The 17,390-nt window shown below is 45.4% G+C and carries 16 protein-coding genes, 1 pseudogene and 1 CRISPR repeat array; of the genes and pseudogenes, 16 read left to right on the forward strand and 1 reads right to left on the reverse strand.

Annotation, left to right across the window (positions count from 1 at the left end; genetic code table 11):
* The first annotated feature begins 41 nt into the window (after positions 1-41).
* The 8 genes and pseudogenes from Q0460_RS04925 to Q0460_RS04965 all read left to right on the forward strand — a co-directional run bounded on the left by Q0460_RS04925 (position 42) and on the right by Q0460_RS04965 (position 6,598).
* Positions 42-530, forward strand: a complete 489-nt coding sequence (locus Q0460_RS04925; RefSeq protein WP_297961976.1) for an HAD family hydrolase — start codon at positions 42-44, stop codon at positions 528-530.
* A gap of 67 nt (positions 531-597) precedes the next feature.
* Positions 598-1,131, forward strand: coding sequence for an LPS export ABC transporter periplasmic protein LptC (gene lptC / locus Q0460_RS04930; RefSeq protein ID WP_299085544.1), 534 nt, complete (start codon positions 598-600; stop codon positions 1,129-1,131).
* The gene (gene lptA / locus Q0460_RS04935) at positions 1,095-1,610 is read left to right on the forward strand and encodes a lipopolysaccharide transport periplasmic protein LptA (RefSeq protein WP_299085546.1); all 516 of its coding nucleotides are present in this window, start codon (positions 1,095-1,097) and stop codon (positions 1,608-1,610) included. The genes lptC and lptA overlap by 37 nt, the downstream gene beginning before the upstream one ends.
* A pseudogene (locus tag Q0460_RS10625) lies at positions 1,607-1,822 on the forward strand (GTPase); the annotation flags it as partial. The gene lptA and the pseudogene Q0460_RS10625, both read left to right, overlap by 4 nt.
* A 796-nt stretch (positions 1,823-2,618) precedes the next feature.
* The gene (locus Q0460_RS04950; protein ID WP_367178657.1) at positions 2,619-3,443 is read left to right on the forward strand and encodes a GNAT family N-acetyltransferase; all 825 of its coding nucleotides are present in this window, start codon (positions 2,619-2,621) and stop codon (positions 3,441-3,443) included.
* Complete coding sequence (locus Q0460_RS04955) at positions 3,410-3,898, forward strand: hypothetical protein (RefSeq protein WP_297880117.1); 489 nt, start codon at positions 3,410-3,412, stop codon at positions 3,896-3,898. Before Q0460_RS04950 ends, Q0460_RS04955 begins: the two co-directional genes overlap by 34 nt.
* On the forward strand, positions 3,895-5,715 hold the full coding sequence (mrdA, locus tag Q0460_RS04960) for a penicillin-binding protein 2 (RefSeq protein WP_299085551.1): 1,821 nt from the start codon (positions 3,895-3,897) through the stop codon (positions 5,713-5,715). Before Q0460_RS04955 ends, mrdA begins: the two co-directional genes overlap by 4 nt.
* Positions 5,716-6,145: 430 nt before the next feature.
* Positions 6,146-6,598, forward strand: coding sequence for a hypothetical protein (locus tag Q0460_RS04965; RefSeq protein WP_299085553.1), 453 nt, complete (start codon positions 6,146-6,148; stop codon positions 6,596-6,598).
* Positions 6,599-7,749: 1,151 nt separating this feature from the next.
* Positions 7,750-8,097: direct repeats of the CRISPR family, unit length 30 nt; unit sequence GTTTCAATTCCCAACGGGATGGAATTCTAC.
* A gap of 97 nt (positions 8,098-8,194) precedes the next feature.
* Here Q0460_RS04965 and Q0460_RS04970 read toward each other — a convergent pair.
* Positions 8,195-10,804 (reverse strand): AAA family ATPase, encoded by a 2,610-nt coding sequence (locus Q0460_RS04970; protein ID WP_299085555.1) that lies wholly within the window; start codon positions 10,802-10,804, stop codon positions 8,195-8,197.
* A 216-nt stretch (positions 10,805-11,020) separates the two neighbouring features.
* On the opposite strand from Q0460_RS04970, the gene Q0460_RS04975 reads away from it, so the two are divergent.
* The 8 genes from Q0460_RS04975 to Q0460_RS05010 all read left to right on the forward strand — a co-directional run bounded on the left by Q0460_RS04975 (position 11,021) and on the right by Q0460_RS05010 (position 17,320).
* Complete coding sequence (locus Q0460_RS04975) at positions 11,021-12,310, forward strand: S41 family peptidase (protein WP_367178668.1); 1,290 nt, start codon at positions 11,021-11,023, stop codon at positions 12,308-12,310.
* 10 nt (positions 12,311-12,320) lie between these two features.
* Complete coding sequence (gene purC, locus Q0460_RS04980; RefSeq protein WP_299085557.1) at positions 12,321-13,040, forward strand: phosphoribosylaminoimidazolesuccinocarboxamide synthase; 720 nt, start codon at positions 12,321-12,323, stop codon at positions 13,038-13,040.
* 3 nt (positions 13,041-13,043) lie between these two features.
* Positions 13,044-13,280 carry a phosphoribosylformylglycinamidine synthase subunit PurS gene (gene purS, locus Q0460_RS04985; RefSeq protein ID WP_299085560.1) on the forward strand — a complete coding sequence of 79 codons (237 nt, stop codon included), beginning with the start codon at positions 13,044-13,046 and terminating at the stop codon, positions 13,278-13,280.
* Positions 13,277-13,942 (forward strand): phosphoribosylformylglycinamidine synthase subunit PurQ, encoded by a 666-nt coding sequence (gene purQ / locus Q0460_RS04990; RefSeq protein WP_299085562.1) that lies wholly within the window; start codon positions 13,277-13,279, stop codon positions 13,940-13,942. The genes purS and purQ overlap by 4 nt, the downstream gene beginning before the upstream one ends.
* A complete protein-coding gene (locus Q0460_RS04995) occupies positions 13,936-15,228 on the forward strand; it encodes an SH3 domain-containing protein (protein ID WP_299085564.1) in 1,293 nt (430 codons plus the stop codon). Before purQ ends, Q0460_RS04995 begins: the two co-directional genes overlap by 7 nt.
* On the forward strand, positions 15,209-15,895 hold the full coding sequence (locus tag Q0460_RS05000; RefSeq protein ID WP_299085566.1) for a 1-acyl-sn-glycerol-3-phosphate acyltransferase: 687 nt from the start codon (positions 15,209-15,211) through the stop codon (positions 15,893-15,895). The genes Q0460_RS04995 and Q0460_RS05000 overlap by 20 nt, the downstream gene beginning before the upstream one ends.
* A gap of 441 nt (positions 15,896-16,336) precedes the next feature.
* On the forward strand, positions 16,337-16,822 hold the full coding sequence (locus tag Q0460_RS05005; RefSeq protein WP_299085568.1) for a hypothetical protein: 486 nt from the start codon (positions 16,337-16,339) through the stop codon (positions 16,820-16,822).
* Between the two features lie 15 nt (positions 16,823-16,837).
* The gene (locus tag Q0460_RS05010; RefSeq protein WP_299085571.1) at positions 16,838-17,320 is read left to right on the forward strand and encodes a hypothetical protein; all 483 of its coding nucleotides are present in this window, start codon (positions 16,838-16,840) and stop codon (positions 17,318-17,320) included.
* Positions 17,321-17,390: the final 70 nt, after the last annotated feature.

A 17,390-nucleotide genomic window follows, 5' to 3' on the forward strand; every position in this document is an offset into this window, starting at 1 on the left:
ATTTCGTTAAAATCACAAAATTTCAAAAAACGGAAAACGAAGTGATAAAGATCATATTTTTAGACGTAGACGGCTGCCTTAGCGACGGCGGGCTGTACCATTCAAACGGCGGCGAAGAGATGAAGAAATTTAACGTAAAAGACGGGTTTGGCATCCAGGAGTGGCAACGGCTGGGGCTAAAGGTCGCGATCATCACCGGCAAAAGCTCGCAAATCGTCGCAAATCGCGCGCGTGAGCTAAAGATCGATACGCTCTTTCAAGGCGAAAAAGACAAGCTCTCAAGAGCAGAGCAAATTTTAAAAAATTTTAACCTAAGCTTCGATGAGGCCGCTGCGATCGGCGATGATATAAATGATGCGAAGCTTTTAAATGCGGTCGCGATCAGCTTTAAGCCCGCCGATGCGTTAAGCTCGCTAAAAGCGGACGTCGCGTTAAGCAAAAACGGCGGCTGCGGTGCGGTGCGCGAGATGATCGAAATGCTCGTCGATAAAAACGGCATGCGCGAAGAGTGGAATAGCAAATGGCTGTAATTTTGCAAGCGCGCGTGAGAGAGCCTGCGAGAGGCGAAATTCTGCGCAGATCAAAGAGGACTGAGCGATGGTGATAAAAATTTTTTACGTCGCGATTGCGATCTTTTGCGTCGCGATGGTGTTTCTAAGCGTGCAGACGCCGTATTTTAGCGATATGTTTAGGCAGGATCTAAGCATTGCGAATATGGAGATGAAAAAGATCGTCGATTATCAGATCGGCGAGCGCGTGGATGCTAAATTTACCGCGGATAGCGGTACTCGCTACAAGGATCGCGACGAGTTTGTAAATTTTAAAGCCGAGGAGATTAGCGCGGATCTGAATCACACTCTGGTTTCAAAGACTGCGACGCGCGCAGGCGAGCTGATAAAATTTAACGGCGACGCGCATTATATCAACACGGACGGCTTTGATTACACGGCGCAGGAGATCATCTACGATACGAGCAGTAAGATCGTCTGCTCCGACGTGCCGTACGTGCTGCGCCAAGGCGGCGACCGCATCACGGGCACAAGCATCAGCTATGACACCAAAACTAAACAAACAAACTCAAAAGGAATCCACGCATGGTATTTAATAAAAGATCAAAACTCCACAAACTAATACTCGCAGCCGCGCTAATTACGGGCTTTAGCGCGTCAGCTCTCAGCGCCGCGCAGGAGCAGGTCGAGGTCACGGCGGATAATTTTTTCGCCGATGAGATCAAGCAGATCAGCGTCCTAACAGGCAACGTTCGCATCAAAAAGGGCGCTTACGATACGCTAAATTCCGATAAAGTGACGATCTACTTCGACGCCAAGCGCCAACCTACCAAATATGTCGCGACGGGAAATGCAAATTTTAAAATTTTACTCAATCAGAAGCATTACGACGGCAAGGGCGGCGTGCTGACCTACGATCCGACCATCGAAGCTTACACGCTTGAAAACAACGCCTATCTGCACGAAGCCGAGACCAAAAAGGAGGTTTACGGCGATAAGATCATCGTAAATCGCCAAAAGGGCACCTACGAAGTAAAAAGCGGCGGCGGCGAGAAAAAGCCCGTGCGTCTGATCTTTCAGGTCGAAGATCAAAACAAATGATCTATCCTAGCAGCGCGCAGTTTATCACCTCCGCCGCAAATATCGCGGGTGCGCCCGAGTTTGCGATGAGCGAAGTGGCGTTTTTGGGGCGTTCCAACGTCGGCAAAAGCAGCCTGATAAACGCGCTTACCGGGCGCAAAAATCTAGCCAAATCAAGCTCGACGCCGGGCAAAACGCAGCTGATAAATTTCTTTGAAGTTAAATTTAAACAAAAGCTTGCCGCAAGCGCGGACGGCTCGCAAAATGAAACATCGCTAGATTTAGCAAGCAAAGAGGCTTTAAGCTCGGCTGCGAATTGCGCGCAAGATCACGCGGACGCTGCGGCGTCTGAGCAAAATTTGAAGCAGGATTTCGTTTTAAATTTAAAAAGCGCCTCGGCGGATTTTAGATCGGATCGCGAGACAGATCTTGCGGCGGGTTTCGCGCCGAATTCCGCGCAAAACTCCGAATTAAATTTTACAGGTAGATCCGCGCTAAATTTAGCGGGCAATCCCGCTTTTTCGGATCTTGCTAGCTTGGGTGAAAATATCTCTTTGATCTTCGTGGATCTGCCGGGGTTCGGATATGCCAAGGTTTGCAAAAAACTGCATTATATCTGGCAAAAAAATCTCGACGAATTTATCAAAGAGCGCCTAAATATCAAGCTTTTCGTCCATCTCATCGACGCGAGGCAGTTTGATCTTGCGATAGATAAAAATTTGCAAAACTATCTCGCTAGTTTTCTGCGCGGCGATCAAAAGGTCGTGAGGCTCTACACCAAAGCCGACAAGCTTAACCAAAGCGAGCGCGCAAAGCTTTTGAGGCACGATCCGCAGGCTATTTTGGTCTCTACGCTAAAGGGTAGCGGGCTTGCGAAGGCTCGCGAAATAATCGTGCGCGGGGCGTTTGGATTATGAAATTTCTAAATTTAAATACGCAAAATTTTACGGCGCAGAATTTCAAAATAATTAAATTTAGCGGATATAAAATGCACCGCGAAAATTGCGCGAAGATTAGGGAAAATTTTAGATGATACGGCTAAAAAAAGCGCGCCTTTGCGACATTTCGCGTATGCAGGAGCTCGTAAAAGAGGAGGTGCAAAATGGCGTAATCTTGCCTCTTGAAAGCGATGAGATAGCTGCCAATATCCGCTCATACGTGCTGGCGTTTAGCTGCGATTTTAAGGCGGATATGAGTTTTGATTGCAAGGAAAATTTGAGTTTCGATTCTAAAGAAAATTCCGATTTAAATTTAGCACGCAATTCGGATTTAAATTTAGCGCGCAATTCCGATTTAAATTTAATCCAAAGCTCCGCCGCAAATTTTGCCGAAATTACTTCTGAAAATTCCACCGAAAATGCCGCGGGCAATTTTGCGTCGCAACGAGCTACGTCTCAAAATAGCGCAGCGCAAGCCGTATCCGGAGCGAGCCGCGCGCAAGCCGGCAAAGAGCAAATTTTGCGGAGCGAATATTCGCAAGAAGCGAGCGTTTCTCAGACCGAACGTTCTCAGCCCCACGAATCGCAGTGCTTAAAAGAAGCCGAAATTTTAGCGGGCTTTGCTTCGCTTAAAATTTTTAACGCAGATCTTGCCGAGGTGCGCTCGCTCATCGTCGCTCCGCAGTTTCGCAGGCGGGGCATTGCCAGAGCTATCGTAAATGAGCTGCTAGACGAGGCGAAATTTTACGGGCTAAAAAGCGTATTTACGCTCACCTATCAAAGGGAATTTTTCGAGCGGCTGGGGTTTACCGAAATCCCAAAGGATGAGCTGCCCGCGCAAAAAATTTGGGCCGATTGTATTAAATGCAAAAAGTTTCCGATATGCAACGAAATCGCACTTATCTATACCTTATAGCGGACACGCTTTTTAGCGCGGGAGTTCTTTTCTACCTGCTTCTAAGTGCGGTGTATAGGGGGCTGCCGCCGCTGATCGGATTTTTTTTCACGGCGATGGTGGTGCAAAAATATGAAAACGACGTGAAATTTAAAAAGTTCGGCTTTACCTGGTTTTTCTCTATTTTTTATCTGTTTTGCGCCGAGCAGATCCACGGATTTAACCTATTTAGCGTGGCTATCGCGTATTGTATATTTTATTTCGTAGTCTATGAAAACTCATTTAAATATATTAAATTTAGAAATTTTTTGATCTGCTTTTACGTGATGATCAGCTATGTTTTGGTCTTTGTGGTGAGCAACGCGATCTCGGCAATCAAAAAGAGCGAGTATCTGCCTCTAAGCGGCGAGTATTTAAATTATATCGTGATCGAAATTTTGCTCGCTTTGCTCTTTTTTAAGGGGCGGCTGGTATGAGGCTGAAGTTTGTATTTGCTTTCGTGATACTATTTTTTACTATGCTTTTGGTGAGAATCTATTATCTTTCGATCAAATCGAATGAATTCTACGAGCAGGTCGCTAAAAACAACGTCATCTCTACCGAATACATCCCGCCGGTGCGCGGTCAAATTTTAGACGCCAAAGGCCGCCCGCTCGCGATAAATAATCTCGGCTTTTCGCTATCGATCGCGCCGCATCTAAAAGACGCCGCGCTGCAAAGCGAGCTAAATAACATCTCGCGCTACTTCAAAGATCTCAACGTCACCGCGATGAGCAAGAGCTACAAGGACGCGAATTCCGCCTATAATCAAGACTTTATCGAAGTCGTGCCGTTTTTGGACTACAACGCCACGATACAGCATTTTGCAAGCCTAAGCCTGCACGAAAATATCAAAATTTCGCCCGCTTCACAGCGCTTCTACCCTTACGGCGCGCTTGCTTCGCACATCATCGGCTACGTCGGCCGCGCCAATAAAAAGGATATCCAAAGCAACCCCCTAAGCGCGCTTACCGGATACAACGGCAGAAGCGGCGTCGAGGGGTATTATAACGAGCTTTTGCAGGGCAGCAAGGGCGAGCGCAAAACGAAGGTTACGGCGCTAAATCAGGTCGTAGAGGAGATCTCGATGCAGGAGCCCAGCAGCAGTGAAATTTCGCTTACCATCGATCTTGAGCTGCAAAAATACCTCGAGGAAATTTTTAAAGATAAAGACGGCGTAGCGATCGTGATGGATCTGCGCGACGGCGCTATCATCGCGGCGGGCAGCTTCCCCGAGTACGATCTAAACACCTTCGTGGGCGGAATTTCACAGGCGCAGTGGGACGAGCTGATAAAAGATCCGCGTCATCCGTTTACGAATAAGCTCGTAAACGGCCTATATCCGCCCGGTTCGGTCATTAAGATGGCTGTGGGGATGAGCTTTTTAAACAGCGGCAAGATCAACGAAAACTGGAGCGTGTTTTGCAGTGGCGCGATAGAGCTAGGGGGGCGTAAATTTCGCTGCTGGAAGAGCTGGGGTCACGGCCGCGTGAGCTTAGTAGAGGCGATTAAAGGCAGCTGCGACGTGTATTTTTACGAAGGCTCGCTGCTAGTGGGGATCGACTATATGTCCGCGTATCTGCAGCGTCTGGGTTTCGGTAGCAAAACGGGCGTTGATCTACCCAATGAGTTCGTAGGCACGATGCCTAATAAGGCCTGGAAAATGCAGAAATTTAAGCGCGCGTGGTATCAGGGTGAGACGGTCAATGCCTCGATCGGCCAGGGCGACGTGCTTGTCACCCCTATGCAGGTGGCGAAAAACACCGCTCAGATCGCCGCGGGCAAGGCTATCACGCCGCATTTTTTAAAAAGCATCGACGGTAAGCCGGTGGAATTTGCCCCCACCGAGCTTTTCACGCCGAAAGAAAAGGCCCAGCTGCCGCTCGTAAGGCGCGGTATGTATGAAGTCGGCAACAACCCCGACGGAGGCACCGCCTACAAGCTCATCCATACCGCGGTAGTGCCTCTAGCGGTCAAGACCGGCACCGCGCAGGTCGTAGGCATCTCTCAGACCGCCAAAAAGCGAATGAAAGAGGCCGATATGGACTACTTCCACCGCTCACACGCCTGGATGACGAGCTTCGGGCCGTACGACAAGCCGCAATACGCCGTAACCGTGCTCGTAGAACACGGCGGCGGCGGCGGAAGCGCGGCAGGTCCCGTAATAATACAAATCTACGAAAAACTCGTCCAGATGGGCTACATCGACGCTAACGCAACGACTATCAAAGACAGCGCAAAGAAAACGAAGTAAAGCGGAATTTTAAAATTATAAAATTTTAGAATTCTACTCGTGCTTTGCTTGCTCGAAATTTTAAAATTTAGCAAGCCTTTGCGGGTTTAAAATTTTGAAATTTACCCCGCTTCCGTGAGCCTGAAATTTTAAAATTTAGCTTGGAGCATTGATGCATAATTTTAAAATTTTATAAAACTTGGAGGAGATAGAATTTTATCTCGCCTTTGCCTATTTGAAATTTTAAAATTTAGCGCAGTGTGGAGACTTTGAAATTTAGAATTTTACCCGTCCTTCGCAGACTCTAAATTTTAAAATTTAGAGCGGCGAAAGACCTTGAAATTTCGATATGGTAAAGCACTTTTAAATTTTAAATACATATATACTAGCGTATAGGCAGATATAAATATATCGTAGTATAATCCGAGAATTAAATTTTAAGGAGTGGAGAATGGCGTTTGAGAATGCAATCATCACAAAAGAGGATGATGAGAAGTATGGACTTAACGAGATTTACTATAAGTACAATCCATTATATAAGACACTGCCAAGTCAAAAGAGCTGGATTATAGATAAAAAACTGGATTGTTGGATTATGAAAACTCAATTATTTAATGATCCAGAGATAGATCACGCATATCTATCGAAAGTAATGTGGAAATTCTATTATAAAGGTGATATATTTGACATCGTTCTTGATTATGGATTAGATGAAAAAGTTTCAGGCATCCAATATAATAAAGTCTGGAAAGTATTGTCAATAGTGCCAAATGGTAGCGAAAAAATATCAGTAGATGAAATTTTATTACTTTTAAAAGAGCAACTTATGGTATTCGGGCTTGATGGATTATATAAGCAAGGTGAGAATTATAAAGTCACGCTGATAGATGCAAGAAAAGGATAAATAGTTTTTTATCCGATCATAATTCAGCTCGGTAAATTTTAAAATTTAGCGCAGCAAAAGACTAAAATTTGATGAGAGATCACGACAAAGAGTTTTGAAAACGTCGAAATAAAACGCAATATAAAAGCCGAATTGATCTTAAAAACTATAAAGTAGGGGCTAGGGTGATAAAAGAGTTCATTAAAAAATGTTTTGAGCTAAAAGGGGTGAGGATTTTATTCTGGATCGCCTTGCTCTTTTTTACTATAGACTGCCTGGGCATTATATTTGCCAGCATAGATGCGGTTTTTTGGCGGAGTATAGCGGTTACGATATCGCGCATCCGTTTTCTATCGTTTTAAAAGCTTTTGAACCAACTTGGCACGAAGAGGCAAGCGATAGCGAAAGCGATATTTTTGGCGCTATGATATTGTATCTATTTTGCGCGACGGTAATTTTGCCTCTAATCATTTGCTATTTTGTATTTTCTAAAATAAAAGCTTTTATTCTGCTAAATAAAATATCCGGCGCATCTGCATTTTTTATAAGTCTATTTTATACTTATTCGCTAGCTGTGATAATCCTAACAGGAGCCGATTTGACTTGGTTGGATCATCTGTTTGATCGCTCAAATTTTAATTTTAACATAATGATTATAAGCGCTTTATCATCGCTAGTAATCGCATCTGCGACAGTTTTTATTCTAAAAAGAAGAGATAAAATTTAATGCGGATAAGTTTATGAGATCATCTTTTTTCGGCTAAATTTCACGTAAATTAATACGTAAAATTTTATGAATATGGTTTGAGGAATAGAAATTTAAAAGGAGCAAATTTTGAAATAATCTTAAAATTTGCCCCCGCTTCAGATTTGAAATTTCAAGTTGCGCGGTTTGGAATTTCGATCATCGACTTCAAATTTTAAAATTCTAATCCCGCCTGCTTTCTTAAATTTTATAATCTAAAATCCTCGTGTTTTGAATCACGTAGCTTGAAGTCGCTGCTTCTTAAATTTAAAATTCTAAGCTCTGGGATACGGAACTCTACTCGATAAATTTTAAAATTTAAAGCCCAGAATTTTATTTGGTAAAAATTTTATCGGGCAGGATTCGGCTCGATAAATTCTATAGAATGCTAATATGTGAGAGGGAAAAATGAAATTTTAAATAGAGCATTTTAATTCCCAACGGGATGGAATTCTACGTTACCGCGGCGAAGCTCTCGCCGCCATTAATACGTTTCAATTCCCAACGGGATGGAATTCTACTCGAGAATGGCTGGAACAATATGGGGGGACTAGTCCTGTTTCAATTCCCAACGGGATGGAATTCTACGAAAGTTATCTTTTACCGTGCGCTTTAGTCCAAGCTGTTTCAATTCCCAACGGGATGGAATTCTACTTGTAGAAACCGCGCATACACCTTGATTGTCATATCGTTTCAATTCCCAACGGGATGGAATTCTACTTTACATCCTAGAGAGCATGAATAGGTTTCAATTCCCAAGGGATAGATTACCCACCAAATTTACTTAGCTAAGGTGTGAGATTTACCTCGCCTCGCCAAATTTACTTAGCAGAAGCGCGGAATTTACCCCGTAGGATAAATTCCGCCAAATTTTACTTCACTCTCTTTATCTCGATTTCGCTGCCGTGCGCGCCGATTTCGATCCGATCGCCGGTTTTGATCTCGTCGCTTAGGATCATATCGGCGATCTTATCCTCCACTAGGTCGTAGAGTGCCCTGCGCAGAGGCCTCGCGCCGTATTCGATATCAAAGCCCGCCGAGGCGATGAGCTTTTTGGCATTTTCGCTTAGGCTCGCGTTAATGCCGCGGTTTGCGAGCGTTTTTTGCAGGCTCTTAAACATAATGCCCACGATTTTTATAAGATCGTCCTCGCTTAGGGCATTGAAGATCACGATGTCGTCCAGGCGGTTGATAAATTCGGGCTTGAAATAATTCTTCAGCTCGCTCTTTACCGCCTCCTCTCGCTCGGCAAGCGCGATTTCGCGCGGCTTGTCCGCATTTTTGGCGTCAAGCTCCATAATCTTAGCCGAGCCGATATTGCTCGTTAGGATGATGATCGTGTTTTTGAAATCGACCGTAACGCCCTTGTTATCGGTCGCGCGCCCGTCGTCTAAAATTCCAAGTAGGATGTTAAAAACGTCCTTGTGCGCCTTTTCGATCTCATCAAAAAGTAGCACCGAGTAGGGCTTTCTGCGCACAGCTTCGGTAAGCTGTCCGCCCTCATCGTAGCCCACGTATCCAGGAGGCGCACCAAGCAAGCGCGAGACGCTGTGTTTTTCCATATACTCGCTCATATCAAAGCGGATCATCGCCCGCTCATCGTCGAATAAAAACCTAGCTAGGCTCTTTGCGCTTTCGGTCTTGCCGACGCCGGTAGGGCCCAAAAACAAAAAGCTTCCGATTGGACGGTTTTCATTCACGAGCCCCGCTTTGTTGCGCTTGACGGCGCGAGCGATAGCATGCAGCGCCTCATCCTGCCCAACGACACTCTCTTTTAGATGCTCTTCGATGTGGAGGAATTTCTCCTTTTCGGAGGAGAGCATTTTGCTTACCGAGATGCCCGTCCATTTGCTTAAAATTTCAGCTACGCTCTCCTCGTCCACGCGGTTTCGCAAAAGCACGCCGTTTTCTTTCATCGCGTCCCATTTCGCCTCAAGTTCCTTAACTTTCGCCTGCGCGGCGGGGATCTTGCCGTATTCGATCTCGGCAGCCTTACTAAGATCGCCGTTGCGTCTTGCTAAGCTCGCTTCGTTTTTGAGGCTGTCGATTGCTTTTTTCGCCTCGCTGATGCCGCCGAATACGGACTTTTCGTTTTCAAATTTAGCCTGAAGCGCGTTTTTCTGCTCGGTTAAATTTTCGATCTCTTTGTCGATCTGCGCGAGCCGCTCGTTGTTTTTGCTGTCATCCTCCATCTTAAGGGCTTCCTTTTCGACCTGAAGTGTTAGGATGTCGCGCTTAGCCTTGGCAAGCTCGTTGGGCTCGCTTTCGATCTGCATTTTAAGCTCCGCCGCCGCTTCGTCAATGAGATCGATCGCCTTATCCGGCAAAAATCTATCGCTGATGTAGCGGTCGCTTAGCCTTGCAGCCGCCACAAGCGCGCTATCGGTGATGGTGACGTTGTGATGCACCTCTAGCCGCTCTTTTATGCCGCGCAGGATCGCCGTAGCCTCGCTCACGCTAGGTTCCGCGACCGTTACGGGCTGGAAGCGGCGCTGAAGTGCGGCGTCTTTTTCAAAATACTTTCGGTACTCTTTCAGCGTTGTAGCACCGATAGCGTGCAGCTCGCCGCGCGCAAGAGCGGGCTTTAGGATGTTTGCGGCATCCATAGAGCCTTCGCTTGCGCCCGCGCCTACGATGGTGTGAATTTCATCGATGAAAAGCACGACGTTTGCGGCTTTTACGACCTCGTTTATGACGGCTTTGAGCCTATCTTCAAACTCGCCGCGGTACTTCGCGCCCGCGATCAACGCACTCATATCAAGCGCGATGACGCGTTTGTTTTGCAGGCTAAGCGGTACCTCTTTTTTGGCGATTAGCTGCGCAAGACCCTCGACGACCGCGGTTTTTCCCACGCCCGGCTCACCGAGCAGGATAGGGTTGTTTTTCGTCTTGCGGATTAAAATTTGCATCATTCGCGAGATTACTTCGTCGCGGCCGATTACCGGATCGAGTTCGCCCGCGATTGCCTTGGCGGTGAGATCGACGCCGAATTTGCTAAGCGCCTCAAGCGTCTCGTCGGCGGTTTGCGAATCGATGCTTTTACCGCCGCGAAGCGCCTCTAGCTCCTTTTTGATCTCGCTAAGATCTGCAAATTTAGACAGAATTTTCTTTAGCGGATCTGCGTTTAAATTTGCAATCAGCCAGGTATCTACGGCGATAAATTTATCGCCCGAGCTTGTCATCAGCCCTTTTGCGACCTCTAGCGAGTTCATCAGCTCGCGCGAGATTCGCACATTTTCCTTCGTGACGTTTGAGCTCGTAGGCAAATTTGAAATTTCGCTTTTGATCTCAAGCTCGACTGCGGTCTTTTCGATGCTAAATTTATTAAAAATTTGATTTAGCACAGAGCCGCTGTCGGCTACCAAAGCCCAGAGCATGTGCAATACGCCCACTTCGCTATTTTTGGAATGGATCGCCAAAGAAACGCTGCTTTCGAGCACGGAGCGCATTTTATCGGTTAAAATTTCTATAGTTTCGTTCATAAATTTTCTCCTAAAGTTGAAGTTGATTGCATTATATAACTTTAGTGTCTTTATGTCAAGGTTTTTTAGTGAGATTTTAAAATTTTCGGCTTAAATTTATCCGTAAACGCGCAAATTTCGTATGAAATTTACCTTATTTTTAGCCAATTTTCTATAAAATTCACTCCATTTTACTTTCAAGGATAAACTTTGCGACAAAAACACCTCTTCTTCGGCTTGGGATTCATATTTTCTCTATTTTTAGGCGTTAGTTTTTTTACCGGAAATTTACAAGCCAGAGAGGTCAATGCGACCAAAAAGCCAGACAGCGAAAAAACGCGTCTGGAGGCGCTAGCTAAGCTTACCAAAACACTTGCGATCGTCGAAAACAATTACGTCGATGAGATGACCTTCTCGGAGCTCGTGGATAAGACGATCTCGGGGCTTATGAATAACCTCGACGCGCACTCAAGCTATATGGACGAAAAGGCGTTTAACGATACAAAGGTGCAGACCGAGGGCGAGTTCGGCGGGCTTGGAATTCAGGTGGGTATGAAAGACGGCGCTCTAACCGTCATCTCGCCTATCGAGGGCACTCCTGCCGACAAGAAAGGCATTCAGGCCAACGACGTGATCTTGCGTATCGACGGCAACGCGACTTTCGGCATCACGATCGACGATGCGGTCTCAAAAATGCGCGGTAAGCCGAAAACCAAAATCACTCTAACGATCGTGCGCAAAGGTGTTAGCAAGCCTTTCGACGTCGAGATTATCCGCGACATAATCAAAGTAGAATCGGTCTATGCCAAGATGATCGAGGATGATAAAATTTTATATCTGCGCGTTACGAATTTCGATCAGCACGTAGTTTCGGATGCGAGTAAATTTATAAAAGAGCACAAAGACGCCAAGGGTATTATTTTGGATCTGCGAAACAACCCAGGCGGGCTTTTGGATCAAGCGATCGGGCTTGTAAATTTATTCGTCGGCAAAGGTCTTATCGTCTCTCAAAAAGGACGCGCGAAAAACGAAACCGAAGCGCATAGCGCCGATCCTAAAAAGAAGATCACTGATTTGCCACTGGTAGTACTAGTAAACGGCGGTAGCGCGAGCGCGAGCGAGATCGTAAGCGGCTCGCTTCAGGATCTAAAGCGCGCCGTGTTGGTTGGTGAAAAAACTTTTGGCAAGGGAAGCGTGCAGGTGATCCTGCCGATAGAGGATAAGGAGGCGCTGCGACTAACCATCGCGCGTTACTATCTATCAAGCGGCCGCACTATCCAAGCGGTGGGCGTGACGCCTGATCTCATAGTGGCGCCGGGCAAGGTGCCGAGCCGCGACGAGGATGAATTCTCGCTAAAAGAGGCCGATCTTAAAAAGCACCTGCAAGGCGAGCTAGCCAAGGTCGAGACTAAGAAAAAAGATGCTCAGAAAAAGGATGAGAAAAATTTCATCACAGCAGAGCAGATTAATAACGATATCCAGTTAAAAACCGCAATAGACGCGATAAAAATTCTAAACATCAAGTAAGGAGAGTGTGATGCAAGCTACCAAAAAAGAGCTCATCTACGAAGGCAAGGGCAAAAAGATGTGGTCGATTAACGAAAGTGACGACCTTTTGATTTCGGAATTTAAAGATTCGCTTACGGCGTTTAACGGCGTCAAGAAGGCCGAAGAGAGCGGTAAGGGCGCGCTGAATTGTAAAATTTCGACGCTGATTTTTGATCTGCTTAAAAAGCACGGCATCGCCACCGCGCTTGTTGAGACGATTAGCCCGACCGAGCAGCTCGTAAAAAAATGTAAGATTTTCCCTCTTGAGATCATCGCTCGCAATATCGCCACCGGCTCGCTTACAAAGCGCCTGGGCATCAAAGAGGGCACAAAGCTCCCGTTTGCTCTGGTGGAGTTTTGCTATAAAGACGATGAGCTGGGCGATCCGATCCTAAACGACGAGCATTGCTTGCTGCTTGGCGCCGTAAAGAGCCAAAGCGAGCTTGACGAGCTCAAAAAGATCGCGCGCAAGATCAATGAAATTTTGGTTAAATTTTTCGACGAGCGAAATTTAAAGCTCGTTGATTTCAAAATCGAGCTTGGCAGAGATAAGGACGGAAATATCCTACTTGCAGACGAGATCAGTCCAGATAGCTGCCGCTTTTGGGACAAACAGACCGATAAAAAGCTCGATAAGGACGTGTTCAGGCAGGATCTTGGTAGCGTAAAAGTGGCCTACGAAGAGGTCTTGCGTAGAATTTTAGGATAAGCGATGAAGGTAATCGTAAACGTAAGGCTTAAGCAGGGCGTGCTAGATCCGCAGGGCAAGGCGGTTTTGCACGCCCTCGCTTCGCTTGGATTTAGCGGCGTGCGAGATGTGCGCGTAGCCAAACAGATCGTCCTTGATATAGATGGCGAGGATAGGGATAAAATTTACGCCGACGTCGCTAGGATGTGCGATGAAATTTTGGCAAACACCGTCATCGAAGACTACGAGATCGTGATATGAAGGTAGCGATCGTCAATTTCCCCGGCACGAATTGCGAGCGCGACACCAAATACGTCTTTGATAAGCTCGGTTGCGAAACGCAGATAATCTGGCATAAGGAAGACAAAATAAATGCCGATCTGATCGTGCTTCCGGGCGGATTTAGCTACGGGGATTATTTGCGAACCGCGGCGATTGCTAAATTTAGCCCCGTAATGCAAGCGGTGCTTGATCACGCGCGAAAGGGCGGTTATATTTTGGGTATCTGCAACGGCTTTCAGATGCTTTTGGAGCTGAAGCTACTTGCCGGAGCGATGAGTAGAAATATAAATTTAAGCTTCATCTCAAAATTTCACCATCTGCGCGTCGTTTCAAACGATAATAAATTTCTGCACTGTTGCGAGAAAGGCGAAATTTTAAATATCCCGATCGCGCATGGCGAGGGAAACTATTATGCGCCTGCGGATACGTTAAAGTCGCTATACGACGAGGATTGCGTGCTGCTAAAATATTGTGACGAAAACGGCGCGGATCTAAATCCGAACGGCTCAGTAGACGCAATCGCAGGGATTTGCGATAAAAACAAAAAGATTTTCGGCCTGATGCCGCATCCTGAGCGCGCTATAGAGCCTATTTTGGGCGGCACGGACGGAGAGAAAATGCTAAAAGGCTTAATTTGCTAAAAAAAATTCTTACTATTTTAGGTGTCTGCACGCTTGCGTTTGCTGCGCCGGAGATTGAGATTGATTCGCTTGACGATCTAAGTAAATATGCACCGAAAAAAGCTGAGGATAAGCCCGACGAGCCGCAGACGCGCGATAATTCCAAGGTTATGCTGAAGTATAATAAAAAAGAGGTTATGTCGATGGATAATCTAAGCATCGACGATCTTAAGGCTTTGGCGCCTACTAACGAAGTCGATCTTGACGTATCCGACGATAAGGTCTATCAGGACATTAAGCCCAAGGAGCTTACGCTAAAAGCCAGCGGGATGCCTAGGAAGGTGTATTGCAATCAAATTTTTAAGATTGATTTCGCCGTATATTTGGGGCAGAAAATCACCGTTAAGCCAAAGCTAGAGATCAGCCGCACCAATGGTATGAAGTGGCTTAATGCCGACAATCTTACGTGGATTGAGGGCGACGAGATGTTTGAGACGACGCTGTGGTTTGCAGCAAGTGATAAGAGCGATAAGATAAATGAGCTCGTTTTGACCTTGCAGCGCAACGGAGAATTTTTTGAAAAAAGCTCTATCAAACCTGATAATCCGGAATTTATGAAGCTTGACACGAAGCCTAATTTTTCGCATATCGTAGCTGACGAGCTGAAACTTAAAAACTACAAAACTACCAAATTTGACGACGCTTCAAATTTACTCACGCTCGATCTTGGTATCCGAAACGGCGCAATCAGCGCTTTTAGCATTGATAATCCCGCTATTATCAAGCAGGGTGTGGACTCCGTGCGCGGCACATACGCGAGCCAAAGCGGATATTATTTCGCCGTCGTGGATAAAAATATCACAAATTTAGACTTCAGCTATTTTAATCTTAATACTAAAAAATTTGAAAATTTCGGGCTTGAACTCAATCCGCGCGCCGAGGATCTTAGCACACAGATCGGTCTAAATCCGAAAGAGAGTAAATTCGAAGCCTACAAGCAGATCGCGATCTACACGCTAGCTGCCGTGCTTTTGGTGATGTTTCTGCTTAGTAAAAATATCACGCCGCTCATCTTTGCGGTGCTGATTTTAGCGGTAAATTTCTATGCGCAAAAGCCTTACGGCACGGGCAGCATCGCGCAAAATTCCCCCGTTAGAATTCTGCCTATGCAAAGCTCCACCGTGTTTTACGTGACTAAAAATCCCGAAAAGGTTGAAATTTTGGGTACGAATAAGGAATTTTATAAAATTATGCTGGGCGGCAACAAAATCGGCTGGGTTAAAAAAGATGAGCTTAGCAAGGATTAGAGCGTTATTTTACGCGATTTGGTTTATTTTTACCGTCGTTTGCGTCGTAATCGCCATGGCTGTTAAAAACTCCTCTCATCGTCGCTTCCGCCGCATTTGGGGGCGCTTCCAGCGCTACGGCATTGGGTACGATATCCAGATCGTAGGCACTCCCGATCCGCGCGCGCAGCTAGTAATCGCCAACCACCAAAGCATAATGGATATCGTCGTGCTCGAAGAAACCCATCCCGCTGATATTTGCTGGATCGCTAAAAAGGAGATCGCAGACATCCCTATCATCGGCAAAATCATCACTCTTCCGAAGATGATCCAAGTCGATCGCTCTAATCCGCGCGATCTGGTGCGGATCGTGCACGAAGTGCAGCAGCGCGTGAGCGAAGGGCGCGTCATCACGATGTTTCCCGAGGGCACCAGACATCGCGGCACGCAGCTTTTGCAATTCCAAAGCGGCGCCAAAGCGATCGTTAGCAAGCTCGGTCTGCGCGTCCAGCCCGTGGTGCTCATCGGTACGCAGCATATCGCAAACTCTCACGATTTCACCGTCCACAGCGGACACGTCAAAATCATCTACCTAGACCTGCTCGATACGAGCGATAAAGATTGGCTGCAGCACGCCAGAGAGGCGATGCAAGCCGTAATCGACGAAAACGAAACCGCCGAAGCATAGGCGGGATTCATAAATTTTATCGATGAAATTCAAACGCGACTTTTGTTAGTTCGCGCGATTTCTGTGCGCTAGTGCGTTTATTTGCGCTTTGATTTGCGGCGGCAAAATTTTATAAAATTTCATCCGCTCGTGTTAAGCGGCGTGGAATTTTAAAATTTAGTTCGTGCGCGCGGACGACGAAATTTTAAAATTTTATCCATGCGTTTAGGTAGTGAAATTTTAAAATTTTATCTAAGCAGCAGGCGGCGAGCTATCGGCAAGAGACCCGCAAGAAAACAGCGCCTGCATAAAAGCGAAATTTTAAAATTTACGCGCTACGGCAAGATGAAATTTGGCGTATATTTAGCCATTTGCGAAAATGGCTAAACGATTTGTCGCAAGAGCAAAAAACGGCGGCAACCCGCAAGCAGTCTAAAATTTTAAATTCTTAAGGAGGAGAGAGTGGCGTTTGTTACAGAGCGTATTTCAAAAGAGGATGTCGAGAAATACGATTTACTAAAACCCTGCAATGAGATATGCGAAAAATATCATCAAGTTAATCTGGAATGGGCTATTTTAAATTCAAGAAGTTGGTGCATAGAACGAGAAAGAGGTATTTGGCTTTTTCCAATATGTAGTATCACTATCGGAGATCCTAGAGATATGAACTATAGCGGCGAGGATATATGGCTTTTGCACTATAAAGGTAAAGATATAGAGATTGATTTAAGAGATATAAATAACGAAAATACTGGTAAAAAAGATACGGATAATCCGTTTATACTAATATATGAACTGGAATCTATAAGAAGCGATCTTGGGGATATAACAAAGCAGGAGATTGTAGATATTTTAAAAGAAATTTTAAATGAGTTTAAGGGAGGAGACGTTATAACGTATTTTATCCCTAAAGAGAATATTCAAGTAATTTTCAGATCTAAAATTTAAAGAAGAGGGGATAAAGTGGCGTTTGTTACAGAACGTATTTCAAAAGAGGATATCGAAAAATACGACTTACTAAAACCGTGCAATGAGATATGCGAAAAGTATCATCAGGGTGAGCTTGTTTGGGCAAACTTAAATTCAAGAAGCTGGTGCATAGATCGAGAAAGGGATATTTGGCTTTTCCCTGTGCGCAGTATCACTATCGGAGATCCTAGAGATATGGAATTTAGCGGTGAAGATATATGGCTTTTGCACTATAAAGGTAAAGATATAGAGATCGATTTAAGAGATATATACAACGAAAATACTGGTAAAAAAGTTACAGATAATCCATTTAGAATAATATATGAACTAGAATCCATAAGAAGCGATATCGGGAATATACCAAAGCAAGAGATTGTGGATATTTTAAAAGAAATTTTAAATGAGTTTAAAAGAGGGGCTATAATAGATTCTATCCCCAGAGAAAATATTCAAGTAACTTTTATATCAAAAATTTAAAGTAAAGGATGAAATATGGGCTATACGGTAGAACAAGCAAGTGCTGAATTAAAGAAATAGTAGATGATTA

It is taken from the genome of uncultured Campylobacter sp. (genome assembly GCF_937980635.1).
Lineage (GTDB): Bacteria > Campylobacterota > Campylobacteria > Campylobacterales > Campylobacteraceae > Campylobacter_B.

Excerpts from the sequence above, each read along its gene's own strand:
- lptC (WP_299085544.1), top strand. The coding sequence starts at position 598 with ATGGTGATAAAAATTTTTTACGTCGCGATTGCGATCTTTTGCGTCGCG.
- lptA (WP_299085546.1), top strand. The coding sequence starts at position 1,095 with ATGGTATTTAATAAAAGATCAAAACTCCACAAACTAATACTCGCAGCC.
- Q0460_RS04950 (WP_367178657.1), top strand. The coding sequence starts at position 2,619 with ATGATACGGCTAAAAAAAGCGCGCCTTTGCGACATTTCGCGTATGCAG.
- Q0460_RS04955 (WP_297880117.1), top strand. The coding sequence starts at position 3,410 with ATGCAACGAAATCGCACTTATCTATACCTTATAGCGGACACGCTTTTT.
- mrdA (WP_299085551.1), top strand. The coding sequence starts at position 3,895 with ATGAGGCTGAAGTTTGTATTTGCTTTCGTGATACTATTTTTTACTATG.
- Q0460_RS04965 (WP_299085553.1), top strand. The coding sequence starts at position 6,146 with ATGGCGTTTGAGAATGCAATCATCACAAAAGAGGATGATGAGAAGTAT.
- Q0460_RS04970 (WP_299085555.1), bottom strand. The coding sequence starts at position 10,804 with ATGAACGAAACTATAGAAATTTTAACCGATAAAATGCGCTCCGTGCTC.
- purC (WP_299085557.1), top strand. The coding sequence starts at position 12,321 with ATGCAAGCTACCAAAAAAGAGCTCATCTACGAAGGCAAGGGCAAAAAG.
- purS (WP_299085560.1), top strand. The coding sequence starts at position 13,044 with ATGAAGGTAATCGTAAACGTAAGGCTTAAGCAGGGCGTGCTAGATCCG.
- purQ (WP_299085562.1), top strand. The coding sequence starts at position 13,277 with ATGAAGGTAGCGATCGTCAATTTCCCCGGCACGAATTGCGAGCGCGAC.
- Q0460_RS05000 (WP_299085566.1), top strand. The coding sequence starts at position 15,209 with ATGAGCTTAGCAAGGATTAGAGCGTTATTTTACGCGATTTGGTTTATT.